The organism is Neolewinella marina (genome assembly GCF_002631205.1).
GTDB lineage: Bacteria > Bacteroidota > Bacteroidia > Chitinophagales > Saprospiraceae > Neolewinella > Neolewinella marina.
This window is the reverse complement of record NZ_PDLO01000001.1, coordinates 1,150,205-1,162,192: the sequence shown is the minus strand read 5'-3', so window position 1 is coordinate 1,162,192 and position 11,988 is coordinate 1,150,205. Positions and strand designations below refer to the sequence as shown.

8 protein-coding genes and 1 CRISPR repeat array are annotated in these 11,988 nt (G+C 53.2%); of the genes, 7 read left to right on the top strand and 1 reads right to left on the bottom strand.

The window, feature by feature from the left end; genetic code table 11:
* Nucleotides 1-20: 20 nt before the first annotated feature.
* Genes cas7p through cas2 form a run of 6 tightly spaced genes read left to right on the top strand, consistent with a single transcriptional unit; the run spans nucleotide 21 to nucleotide 5,208 of the window.
* Entirely contained in the window at nucleotides 21-911 is an 891-nt protein-coding gene (gene cas7p, locus CGL56_RS04785; protein WP_099105332.1) for a type I-PGING CRISPR-associated protein Cas7/Csp1, read from the top strand.
* On the top strand, nucleotides 911-3,391 hold the full coding sequence (gene cas3, locus CGL56_RS04780) for a CRISPR-associated helicase Cas3' (RefSeq protein WP_099105331.1): 2,481 nt from the start codon (nucleotides 911-913) through the stop codon (nucleotides 3,389-3,391). Before cas7p ends, cas3 begins: the two co-directional genes overlap by 1 nt.
* Complete coding sequence (locus tag CGL56_RS04775; protein ID WP_099105330.1) at nucleotides 3,388-3,567, top strand: Dna2/Cas4 domain-containing protein; 180 nt, start codon at nucleotides 3,388-3,390, stop codon at nucleotides 3,565-3,567. The genes cas3 and CGL56_RS04775 overlap by 4 nt, the downstream gene beginning before the upstream one ends.
* The gene (locus CGL56_RS04770; protein WP_167641476.1) at nucleotides 3,564-3,887 is read left to right on the top strand and encodes a Dna2/Cas4 domain-containing protein; all 324 of its coding nucleotides are present in this window, start codon (nucleotides 3,564-3,566) and stop codon (nucleotides 3,885-3,887) included. The genes CGL56_RS04775 and CGL56_RS04770 overlap by 4 nt, the downstream gene beginning before the upstream one ends.
* A 23-nt stretch (nucleotides 3,888-3,910) precedes the next feature.
* The gene (gene cas1b, locus CGL56_RS04765) at nucleotides 3,911-4,915 is read left to right on the top strand and encodes a type I-B CRISPR-associated endonuclease Cas1b (RefSeq protein ID WP_099105328.1); all 1,005 of its coding nucleotides are present in this window, start codon (nucleotides 3,911-3,913) and stop codon (nucleotides 4,913-4,915) included.
* Between the two features lie 29 nt (nucleotides 4,916-4,944).
* Complete coding sequence (gene cas2 / locus CGL56_RS04760) at nucleotides 4,945-5,208, top strand: CRISPR-associated endonuclease Cas2 (protein ID WP_099105327.1); 264 nt, start codon at nucleotides 4,945-4,947, stop codon at nucleotides 5,206-5,208.
* A gap of 195 nt (nucleotides 5,209-5,403) precedes the next feature.
* Nucleotides 5,404-9,790: a CRISPR direct-repeat array (repeat unit 29 nt; unit sequence CCCTGAATTGCACCTAGCGGAATTGAAAG).
* A 532-nt stretch (nucleotides 9,791-10,322) separates the two neighbouring features.
* Here the strand turns inward: cas2 and CGL56_RS04755 are convergent.
* Complete coding sequence (locus tag CGL56_RS04755; protein ID WP_143470614.1) at nucleotides 10,323-10,790, bottom strand: hypothetical protein; 468 nt, start codon at nucleotides 10,788-10,790, stop codon at nucleotides 10,323-10,325.
* A gap of 175 nt (nucleotides 10,791-10,965) precedes the next feature.
* Between CGL56_RS04755 and CGL56_RS04750 the strand changes: the two genes are divergently transcribed.
* Nucleotides 10,966-11,691, top strand: coding sequence for an inorganic pyrophosphatase (locus tag CGL56_RS04750; RefSeq protein WP_099105325.1), 726 nt, complete (start codon nucleotides 10,966-10,968; stop codon nucleotides 11,689-11,691).
* The last annotated feature ends 297 nt before the right edge of the window (nucleotides 11,692-11,988 follow it).

Sequence of the window (11,988 nt, the reverse complement as noted above, 5' to 3'; positions counted from 1 at the left end):
CCGCTCAATCCCTCAGTTAAATGGATACCATAAAATCTATTCTAGTAACCGGAGTAGCTACCCTAGAGAACCACGCCGCCAATCGCGGTGAAAAATTGCTAGGCAATGCCAGTAGCGTCAAGCGTCGCCCTGATGGAAGGGTTTACGTCAGCGGGCAGATGCAACGCCACGTACTCTTCAGTGCCCTTGATCGGATCAATGAAAGCGACCCTAACCGAGGAGAAACCTACGTGAGTAACGGAGACGGTATATCTACCAATATCGCTACCGATCTTCGCAGCGATTTGGGTGGCTTCCTGGACACAAATCTAGGTGATTATTCCGGTCGACGTACCGCCCCCCTGTCGGTAACCCCCGCCGTTGCGCTTCGAGAAAGCCAGGTGGGTCAGGACCTGCTCGTACGCCTTAAAATGTCTGGCAAGGACGCCGAGAAAAAACAGGCTCTTACCACAAACGAGTACAGCCAACAGGACGAGATGGTCATGAATTTCCACCTCGACATTGGTGCTGTGGGCGCCACCAAAAAATTTACCTACGAAGGGGAGAGCCACGTAGCGACTCACTATGAGCGGCACGTAGATGATACGGAACACCGCCGGCGAATTCGACTCTTTTTGGAGGCTACCCGTAGCATGACCGACTACGCTAATCAGGCGCGTAACGCCGTGTCTGGCGAACCCCACCGGGTACTTATCGTCCTAGATCCGGGTATGAGCCGCAAAGCTGTACAGTACTTCACGACCGATAGCGAATCGCAGCAAAGGAACATTCTTAAGGAACTGGACGCACGCGGGGCAAAGTATTTCCTTGGTAATGACGCGACCAGCGATGGGGATACGGTGTACGAAGCATACAGCAAAGCCCTAGATTCCCTGAGCAACGCCGCGGTTTACCGGCCCGAGTTTTCGTAATGGATTTGCAGAAAAAGTACGGCAAGCCCAACGGAATTCGTTTAAGTACGCACACCGAAAGTGTGCATCGTTTTGGCTCGGAAGCCCGTGTCACTTGGCCATTCCTAGCCATCAAATACCGTGACTTGACAGGCCTGGACTTGATTGAGCGCTGCGAGCTAGCCGAGCAGTACCACGACTATGGAAAGGGCCGCCGTCCCTGGCAAGAACCCTGTAAACGAGATGTCGATCTGTACCGCAAATGGTTGATAGAACATGGGCTTCCGTACGATCCAGGTGATTATAAGACCCGGGCGCTCTACGAACGGGACTGCTTTAAGCAGAATAAGTCGGCCGCGCCAAACCTAAAGTGCGCAAAGTATCGTCACGAATTTGCCTCTTGTAAGTACCTGCAGGATACCATGCCTGACTTCCCCCACGAATCCTACTGCGCGATTGCAGCACACCACGGCAAGCTTTCTTTATCCCCTCACGTAGAGAGAAGGTGGCAGGAAGATGGCTTGACCGACCCGCTCCAGAGCAATGGACCATTTTATAAACTCTACCAACGGATCGCGCGGGAGCACAACACATACCAACATGCTCCCTACCGGGAAAACGTACTGCGCCGGTTTCAGTACGCAGCCGTTCGAACATTGTTGCGCCTAGCCGATACGCGGGCCAGTCGTTGGGAAGGTATGGGTGACGATGGTATGGTTGCTTTGATTCCCTTTAAACGATCCCGTGGTTACGGTCCAGGTTCAGAGCTACGCCCCGTGCAACAGTTAGCGATCCATGCTGCAGGTGAAGAACGGACAATCCTCCGCGCACCAACCGGTAGTGGCAAGACTTACGCAAGTCTACTGTGGGCTGAGCAGCAGATTTTAGGAGAAAGGCCGAAAGCAGATCGCCTGATTGTAGCTATGCCTACTCGCTTCACCTCAAATGCTATTCTCAAGGAGATTGAGGAGCAATACCTCCCGTTGGAGTTCCGCGAGCAGCCCATATCGTCACCGTCACGTCGAGAAGCCTCACCGGTAAGCCTATATCACTCCAGTGCCTTCTATAGTCTGTATGGAAGCCAGGACGACTATACTCGTAGTAGCCAATCTGTCGAACGGCATAAGCTTAGTAAACAATTAGCGTTCCCTATTACAGTTTGCACTATTGATCATCTGCTAGCGTGCCTCACCGGCCAGAAGGAGGATCATTACGCGACATTCTACTTTCTAGCCAATAGTTGCGTGGTCTTTGATGAGACAGATTTTTATGATCCATTCATACAGGCAAACATGGTCCGGCTTCTAAAAACCCTACGTATTCTGAAGGTGCCTACGCTAATTATGAGCGCCACGGTACCAAATTCGGCTCGGGAGTTATATGGAGTCACTTCGCCGATCAGAGAAGTAGCCCAGCCGGGAAGCGGGCGCGTTACAAAGAATATGTTTTTTCTTGGGCAATCAGTTACACCAGCAGACTGTGCAAATGTCATCGAACAAATGATACAGGCGGGAGAAGGAATCATATATGCTAATACGGTACGTCGCGCACTTGATTATTATCAATACTTACGGGATCAGGACACTGAAGTACCGATTATACTCTACCATAGTCGCTTTACGGAATCCGACAAGCGAAATATTGAGACGTCATTACTGCAAACTTTAGGGAAAACTGCACACCGTAAGGGGCAGGCTCGCGGGATCGCAATTTTGACCCAGATCGGTGAGATGAGCATTAATATCAGCAGTAACCTGATGCTTTCGGACTGTTGTCCTTGGGACCGCCTGGCTCAGCGGGTAGGAAGGCTGGCCAGGTTCGCAACAGAGGCAACTGATCCTGTCCAGGCCCGGTTATACATCACGGAACCCGTGACCGAAACCGGGGAGGCCTATGCCTGGCCTTACGTTATCCCCGAAGAGAATAAACTTAAAACGTTCCAGCCGGGCAGACCCTATCTACAAACCCTGACCCAAATAGCGGCAAGTGCTAACAACGCACAGCCATTTCGCTTGACTCCGGAAATTTTGGTTAGTCTCACAAATGATCTATATCCCAGTGTAGAGACAATCACTGGCGCGGCTCAAGCCAATCAGTTAGAATACGAGAGTCTAATAAAGGGGACATGGCTTATGGCGGGAAGTAATCATATGAGTGTAGATGAAGGTAGCGTCGGGGCAAGCTGGAAAGCTCGGGAGATTGCGGACCAAGTTAGTGTACTTACAATAAAACCTGATGGACTTAAGGTGAGGTCTCAGTCTGCACTATATGATTTCTTTTTGGAGCACGGAGTGAACTGCCCAAGTTACAAGATTGAAGCAGAGTTGAGGAAGGGTGAGGCAGATGGCGGCCCTGCCATCAGCACCCTGTCTATTAGAGTAGGTCGAGAAGATGACGGCAAAGACATGCAGGTGTACTACGCCTTGCCCGGCGCATACCGGCGCGATGTTGGCCTTGCGTCAGTTTACGGTTACCCTTGGCTAGCCGATCAAACGTTATGAGTATTTCCGCCTCCCACCTAACCTACCTCCTCCTCTGCCACCGTAAGCTCTGGCTGCACCACCAGCAGTTGCGGATGGAAGACAACAGCCGCGACGTCGCCGCTGGCAAGCTGATCGATCGAACCAGTTACCGGCGGCGGCCCGGCGGTGGCGTCAGCTCAGTTTCGATGGCGTGAAGATCGATCATTTTGATCCCCGGGAAAAGGTGGTGAAGGAAACCAAAAAGAGCCCGAAGCTTAAATTTGCTCACGTAGCACAGGTGAAGTATTACCTGTACCTCCTGGAACTTCGTGGTATAAAAGCGGCCACCGGGCAGGTAGAATATCCCAGGCAAAAGCGTACTACCGAAGTGTCATTATTGGCTGCGGATCGGGATACCACTATACCGGGGTGGCTAGCCGAAATAGAACGAATCACCCAACTGGAAAAGTGCCCGGAGATCGTGCGAAAATCCTACTGTCGCAGTTGCGCTTTTCACGATTTTTGTTTTTCCTAACCTCGCTCCCACGCGCCGCCGTCATGAAAAGAGCTTACTATCTTTTTAATCCCGGAAGAATGAGCCGGAGGGATAAAACGCTTTGCTTCCAGTCCACAACGGAGAATGGTGAAGATCAGCGGCGATTCTTACCGATAAATGATGTCAGTTCGTTGTACATGTTCGGCAGCGTAGATGCCAATAGTGCACTCTACAATTTCTTAGGTCGTCATCACGTGCCGGTTCATTTCTTTGATTACCACCAGCACTACACAGGGTCTTTTAGCCCGCGAGAACATTTGCTGGCGGGGCAGATGCTGTTGGCACAGACCAATGCATACCGGCTTTCCCGCCGCCGGATGCATCTGGCCACCGGACTCGTGGAGGGCGCAACCTTCAATATGCTGCGCAACCTCAAGTATTACCAGGCCAGAGATCGTGACCTGCGGTCACAGATCGACCGTATTACCGAGCTCCGTCCCCAAATTCATGCGGCTAGTGACGTACCGGAACTGATGGGCATTGAAGGGAACTGCCGGCAGATCTATTACGAAGCGTTTCCGATCATCGTGCCCGGCTACGATTGGAATGGCCGACAAAAGCGTCCACCAAGTAACGAGCTGAATGCCTTGGTCAGCTTTGGGAATGCAATGTGTTATACCCTTTGTCTGGATGCTATTTATAACAGTCAACTTAATCCTACGGTCAGCTTTCTGCACGAACCCGGATTCCGCCGATACAGTCTCGCATTAGATATCAGCGAAATATTCAAGCCACTACTTGTCGATCGCCTGCTCTTCCGTATGTGCAATAAACGAGAACTTGGTAGCCATGATTTTGATTTGGTCGATAATGCTTGTTTTCTCCACGAGCGTGGGCGGAAAAAGTTTGTTGCTGCCTGGGAGGATCGACTAAAAACGGGGATTCAACACCGAAAATTGAATAAGCGCGTCAGTTACCGGTATTTAGTGCGTATTGAATGCTACAAAATAGCGAAGTATGTAATGAAGATCAACGAACAGTACAGTCCCTTTCATGCATGGTGGTAACACCTTAAGAGGCTACCAACAAACATTATATGTACGTAATTGCTGTATACGATGTAGCCACTGAGCGGACAAACAAGATGCTCAAGCTCTGCCGCCGGTACCTGCACTGGGTTCAAAATTCGGTTTTTGAAGGGGAGATTAGAGCAGTAGAGCTCTCGGAGCTGGAAGCCGAAGCACTGGATATTATGGACCCGACGTACGATAGCTTCATAATCTTTACTAACACACATGTTCACCGTGTGAATCGTCGCATTTTTGGCCGTCAGCGAGCCAGTACGGATCAGTTTCTTTAGTCGTCGAAGCAGCGCCGATAGAAAACCAATGCTAGATGCATTTGGTGGGCCATAGAGTATGTGACTGGTAATCAGTAGGATGTGAGGTCGTCGGTGAGCAAGAGAAATTGCGTTACTAGTTGGCGACGCGCTTGGCGGCTGTTTTTTGACTTGAAACGCCAACTAATGCTATGTTTGCTTGTCGTTTTTATCGGGCCCTGAATTGCACCTAGCGGAATTGAAAGTCTTTACGATAGAAGTAGTCCGGAGAACCGAGGGTGACCCTGAATTGCACCTAGCGGAATTGAAAGTTCACGATGCGAGGAGGGGAGCAGCGGGCAGCCATGCCCTGAATTGCACCTAGCGGAATTGAAAGGTGTCTATATGTCCCACAAACTGTTGGTCAACCTCCCCTGAATTGCACCTAGCGGAATTGAAAGTATGTCCACCATGGCCGGTACCGTGCAGGTGACCCCCCTGAATTGCACCTAGCGGAATTGAAAGCTTGCCATCGGTGGCCTTACCCGTCTTGTGGGCTGGCCCTGAATTGCACCTAGCGGAATTGAAAGGCCTTTGTATTCGGAGGTATGCGCGCCCCCACTAAGCCCTGAATTGCACCTAGCGGAATTGAAAGGTGTTGATGCTCCTCAACGTGGTTGGACTTCGGGCACCCTGAATTGCACCTAGCGGAATTGAAAGGTCTTTGCGGGCCATTATCGCCGTGTAAATAGAACCCCCTGAATTGCACCTAGCGGAATTGAAAGTCGATGATGGGGTCGTCATCCGGGGTGGTTTGGGTGACCCTGAATTGCACCTAGCGGAATTGAAAGTCGTGTACGTCCTTTCCCTGCGCCCCGGTATCAGTGGCCCTGAATTGCACCTAGCGGAATTGAAAGTGGATTGATGCCTTTCACGATCTGAACGGCGTAGCCCCTGAATTGCACCTAGCGGAATTGAAAGTTGCTACTACCCATGTTGGTGGCATTTCCGAAACTACCCTGAATTGCACCTAGCGGAATTGAAAGAACGCGAAGCGCTGCGGCGATACTATCGCCTAACCCCCTGAATTGCACCTAGCGGAATTGAAAGCAACATAGGTCTGCTTGGTCGTTTGTCCTAAAGCCCCCTGAATTGCACCTAGCGGAATTGAAAGTTGTAGTGCCTTATACCTTCCTGTTTTTTGGTACGGCCCCTGAATTGCACCTAGCGGAAATGAAAGTCTTTCATGAACATTTCTGCGCCGTCAGCGTGAAGGCCCTGAATTGCACCTAGCGGAATTGAAAGTGCCAAAGACCGAATAGGGGATGCTCTCGATCAGGCCCCCTGAATTGCACCTAGCGGAATTGAAAGTTGCTCATGGCAAACTGGCAGGAATCAACCGAAGCGCCCTGAATTGCACCTAGCGGAATTGAAAGTTGGGGTTGAAGACGATATTGGCGTCAGGCATGTACACCCTGAATTGCACCTATCGGAATTGAAAGATGAATGGTGGTCGCATCTTCGCGGAGGGCGATTTTCCCTGAATTGCACCTATCGGAATTGAAAGTAAACTACGCCACCGCTTCCCCGCAAATGGCTACTACCCTGAATTGCACCTATCGGAATTGAAAGACGTAGCCAAGCCCACTTACGCCTTTGAGCGGGATGCCCTGAATTGCACCTATCGGAATTGAAAGCAGGGAGAACCCCCACGGACGGCACATGACAACAGACCCTGAATTGCACCTATCGGAATTGAAAGTGGGTGGTATTCGTACCTACCTGGCTGGTGTCCGTGCCCCTGAATTGCACCTATTGGAATTGAAAGTGGCTGGAACGCTACGGGGGCCTTGCCCGTCCGGTACCCTGAATTGCACCTATCGGAATTGAAAGGTAAATACCTTACTGGCGTTGTAGACCTTCGCCCGGCCCTGAATTGCACCTATCGGAATTGAAAGGATGTCTACTATGGCCGGTACGGTTCAGGTGACGCTCCCTGAATTGCACCTATCGGAATTGAAAGTCGCTGTGCAGCTCGGCAATCAGCTTCAGTCGCTCTCCCTGAATTGCACCTAGCGGAATTGAAAGGCCGTGTCGAGGATGAACACCACGGCCCCCTCGCCGCCCTGAATTGCACCTAGCGGAATTGAAAGACGTTTTTTGCTGAGGCGTTCGGACCCGGAGAGCAGGCCCTGAATTGCACCTAGCGGAATTGAAAGTCGGAGCGGGCCCGCAAGTGGACGCCCAAGACCGTACCCTGAATTGCACCTAGCGGAATTGAAAGGCCTCGGCATCCGCGCCGGAAAAGCCTTCTACTACGCCCTGAATTGCACCTAGCGGAATTGAAAGTCAATTAAGGTATAAGGTCTACCGGTTCACGGCCATCCCTGAATTGCACCTAGCGGAATTGAAAGAAGTAGCCCGCAAGATCGTAGCGCAGGAAGGCCTGCCCCTGAATTGCACCTAGCGGAATTGAAAGAAAGCCTACCAGGGCAGCGCAGTGGTTGTTCTTCCACCCCTGAATTGCACCTAGCGGAATTGAAAGGGACAATCGCGTTCAAAGCCCCCCGCAGCCCCAAACCCCTGAATTGCACCTAGCGGAATTGAAAGGCCTTACGAATAATTGGACCACCAACTACGTGGTCCCTGAATTGCACCTAGCGGAATTGAAAGTATACAGGGCTATCGTATCGACTGCCTGCGCTGACAGCCCTGAATTGCACCTAGCGGAATTGAAAGCTGATACTCATAGCTGGGGCAGTGAATATCTACGGCCCTGAATTGCACCTAGCGGAATTGAAAGGCTTTCTTCCCATCGTTCCAGTTGGCCGGGAACTGGTCCCTGAATTGCACCTAGCGGAATTGAAAGTGACCCCATTGGCGTGGTGACGGGCGTGGAAGTCTACCCTGAATTGCACCTAGCGGAATTGAAAGATGGTGCCGCCATCTTCCGGGGTGCCGGGGTGCCGGCCCTGAATTGCACCTAGCGGAATTGAAAGGAGGAAGCCAAAAAGGACATTGAGGACGTAAACAAGCCCTGAATTGCACCTAGCGGAATTGAAAGTTTAATGGTGAAGTGATACAGCAGCACGGCGGCAGCCCTGAATTGCACCTAGCGGAATTGAAAGCGCATGACCTGGAATGCAAAACTTTAGAAGTCTCTACCCTGAATTGCACCTAGCGGAATTGAAAGGACGAAATGATCGGTGACACCCTCGTAAAGCGATTCCCCCTGAATTGCACCTAGCGGAATTGAAAGATGGCAAGGGTACTACCCTCGGTGGCCACGTACAGGCCCTGAATTGCACCTAGCGGAATTGAAAGGCAGCATACCCCGTCGCCGGGGTTTGCAGGTAGGCCCCTGAATTGCACCTAGCGGAATTGAAAGGCTGCTCGTGCTTAAGTCGTTCAATATCACGCTTCCCTGAATTGCACCTAGCGGAATTGAAAGGAGTTTGATCATCGTGGTAATAAGGGACTATTTTGACCCTGAATTGCACCTAGCGGAATTGAAAGTTTGCGCTGAATGCCTTCATTGCATCGGGTAGCTTGCCCTGAATTGCACCTAGCGGAATTGAAAGATATTACGTGGTATGCTTTCCTTGCTATGGGATTGCCCCTGAATTGCACCTAGCGGAATTGAAAGTCCTCAACCACCCCATGTTTGAAGATATGGGATTGCCCTGAATTGCACCTAGCGGAATTGAAAGTCTGACTTCTGGCAAGGTTAGCATCGCCACCGACATCCCTGAATTGCACCTAGCGGAATTGAAAGTAGATGGGCCGCAGGTAGGCAAGGCCCGCCACGATTACCCTGAATTGCACCTAGCGGAATTGAAAGCCGTCGAAGTCGATGACGGGGGTTTCCAGGGTGCTGCCCTGAATTGCACCTAGCGGAATTGAAAGCTCAAATGGCCCGCCCGCCGGATGGACTACCGCAACCCCTGAATTGCACCTAGCGGAATTGAAAGTGGAAGGCGTTGAGGGTGTTGGTGGCGCGGCCTCCGCTCTGAATTGCACCTAGCGGAATTGAAAGTTTGTACTGCCCTAACTGGCTGCGCAGCACCGCAGGCCCTAATTGCACCTAGCGGAATTGAAAGTGGATAGCTGGGCCGTTCGCGCTCTGTTTGCGTGGCGCCCTGAATTGCACCTAGCGGAATTGAAAGTACGATAACCTTTAGCCAGGCGCGGCAGGTATTCCGGCCCTGAATTGCACCTAGCGGAATTGAAAGTCCTCGCTTCGTAACATACCCGTCCACTGATTGCCCGGCCCTGAATTGCACCTAGCGGAATTGAAAGGTTTTGGTTTATAATAAGGGTATGCCTACCGATTGGCCCTGAATTGCACCTAGCGGAATTGAAAGGAATTATCGAACGGCTCAAAGTAACCGCCAGCAAAGCCCTGAATTGCACCTAGCGGAATTGAAAGATCGAGACGGGAAAGGAAATCGGGATCCATATTGCGCCCTGAATTGCACCTAGCGGAATTGAAAGTAGGCTAGGTACTTAATCTGCATCTTCACTGGTGTCCCCTGAATTGCACCTAGCGGAATTGAAAGGAAAGTTGGAAATCGCTGCCTACATCAACGACGACACCCTGAATTGCACCTAGCGGAATTGAAAGTCCGTGTCCGGCGTTAACCGAGCGGTAGGATTGTTAACCACCAGCCCCCGGGGGTAGTCCGTCGGGCCTGTAGCCCGGCGTGTAAATCAGTGCTGTGGTGAAATGGGTAGGCGAGGACCTTGCAGTGTGACCTCCCCGCAGGGGCCCAGCACCTGCAAGGGTGCGGTATTTCTGGCAGCATAACGGCTGAAGCCGTCGCTACGCGAATCCCGGGCCGTCGGGCCTGTGGCCCGGGGAAAAACTGGGTGACGGGAAGGACCTTGCAGCGTGCCTGCCCCGCAGGGGCCAGCACCTGCAAGTGTCCGGTATTACTGGCTGCATGACGGCTAAAGCCATGGCTACGCGTACCCCGGGCCGTCGGGCCTGTGGGCCGGCGTGAGATGATACGGACGCTTGCGAGTGCGCCGCTGCGCTGGGCACACCGCGAGGTCCTGGCGGGCCGTCGGGCCTGTAGCTCAGCGAAAAACTGGGTGGGGGGAAGGACCTTGCAGCGTGCCCGCCCCCAAGGCCCAGTACCTGTAAGCCTCCAATGCTACCCACCCCAACCCTCAGGCAACTCCAGTTTGGTAGGCAGCGGCCGACGGATGCGGCGGCGCGCGGGATCCGCTTCCGGGTCGAGGGGGCGGGCCGTGAAGGAGCGCACCTCGCCCGTCACCAGGTCGTAGAGCACCAGCCGGTCGGTGGTAAGGGAATCGATGCGGTAGGGGAGGTGGAAGTCCTGCCCCTCGCGGTAGCGGGCCGGAATACGGCGCTTGCCCAGGAAGTAATCGACGGAAAGGATCAGCTCGCGGCTGTCTTCGTCCACCCGGTAGCGGCCCATCAGGTATCGCCCGGCACCCGCGTCCGCGCCGTAGTCCTGCTGAAAGGTACCATCCGGGGTCAGTAACAACTGGTGAGGAAGGTCGTCCTCGGTCCAGTGGACGGCCCGCAACAGGGAGTCCGGAGACTGCCCATAGAGGCCGAAAAGGGGCAAAAGGAATGTAATCAAGAGGATACGCATGGCGGAAGGGGGTCTGACAAAAGACAAATCCCCGGCCCGGGAGGTTAGCGAATCGGCCGATCTTAACGGTTTGTTGGCCGGAATTGACCGATATGATCGATCCGGTTGTCGGATACCCACCCCGGACGGCGGTAAAAGCGTACCTTTGCGGCCTCAAACTTAAAGCACCCCGACCATGGGCAACGAAGCCTACGATAAACTCTGGAAACTGATTGGCCTGCGGTACAAGAGCCACCCCTGGCACGGTATCGAAATCGGCAACAACGCCCCCGAGGTAGTCAGCGCCTTCATCGAGGTGATCCCCTCCGATACCGTAAAGTACGAGGTGGACAAGAAATCGGGCTACCTGATCATCGACCGGCCCCAGAAGTTCTCCAACATCGTACCGGCACTCTACGGCTTCATCCCCCAGACCTACTGCAAGAACCACGTGGCCGACTTCTGTATGGAGCAGACCGGACGGAAGGACATCCACGGCGACGATGACCCCCTGGACATCTGCGTCCTCACCGAGCGGGAGGTCACCCACGGTAACATCATCGTGAAGGCCAAGGCCATCGGCGGGTTCCGCATGCTCGACGGCGGCGAGGCCGACGACAAGATCATCGCCGTGCTCGATAATGACGAAGTGTACGGCCGTTGGGACGACGTGAAGGACCTGCCCGAATCCATCCTGAACCGCCTGCGCCACTACTTCCTTACCTACAAGCAGCTGCCCGGCTCCGCCCCCAAGTGCGAGATCACCGACACCTACGGACGGGAAGAGGCCCAGGAGGTCATCCGCCGCAGCCAGCTCGACTACGCCGAGGCCTACGGCAACCTGGAAGAAGTGATGAGCGCCACCCTGATGGAAGCCCTTAACTTCGGACAGCGGCAGCGGGGCATCCTCGACAGCCTGTAATAACCCGTAAACCGGGTTACCCTTGCAGTAATCGGGATACGCAGGTATCAACTGTCGCTGCCGAACTTTGCGGGCGTTCGTCGCGCTGCTATCATACCCGTTACAACGTGGTTTGGGCGTTTATCTCTTGCTCTCTCCGCTCAGCTCTACGTTAGCAAGCCTCGCCGACACTCAGGTGTCGCCTGCGTTTGCTGCCTTGATCTGAACGAAGATAGCGGCGACCTAAATCTGCAAACCACGTCGTGCCGGGTATACCACTCCGGTATTGCACCGACTCACGCGCCCCCAATTCGGCAA

Bases quoted from the DNA above. Each gene is read 5' to 3' on its own strand.
- CGL56_RS04750 (WP_099105325.1), top strand. From the start codon at position 10,966: ATGGGCAACGAAGCCTACGATAAACTCTGGAAACTGATTGGCCTGCGG.
- cas2 (WP_099105327.1), top strand. From the start codon at position 4,945: ATGTACGTAATTGCTGTATACGATGTAGCCACTGAGCGGACAAACAAG.
- CGL56_RS04775 (WP_099105330.1), top strand. From the start codon at position 3,388: ATGAGTATTTCCGCCTCCCACCTAACCTACCTCCTCCTCTGCCACCGT.
- cas7p (WP_099105332.1), top strand. From the start codon at position 21: ATGGATACCATAAAATCTATTCTAGTAACCGGAGTAGCTACCCTAGAG.
- CGL56_RS04755 (WP_143470614.1), bottom strand. From the start codon at position 10,790: ATGCGTATCCTCTTGATTACATTCCTTTTGCCCCTTTTCGGCCTCTAT.
- cas1b (WP_099105328.1), top strand. From the start codon at position 3,911: ATGAAAAGAGCTTACTATCTTTTTAATCCCGGAAGAATGAGCCGGAGG.
- cas3 (WP_099105331.1), top strand. From the start codon at position 911: ATGGATTTGCAGAAAAAGTACGGCAAGCCCAACGGAATTCGTTTAAGT.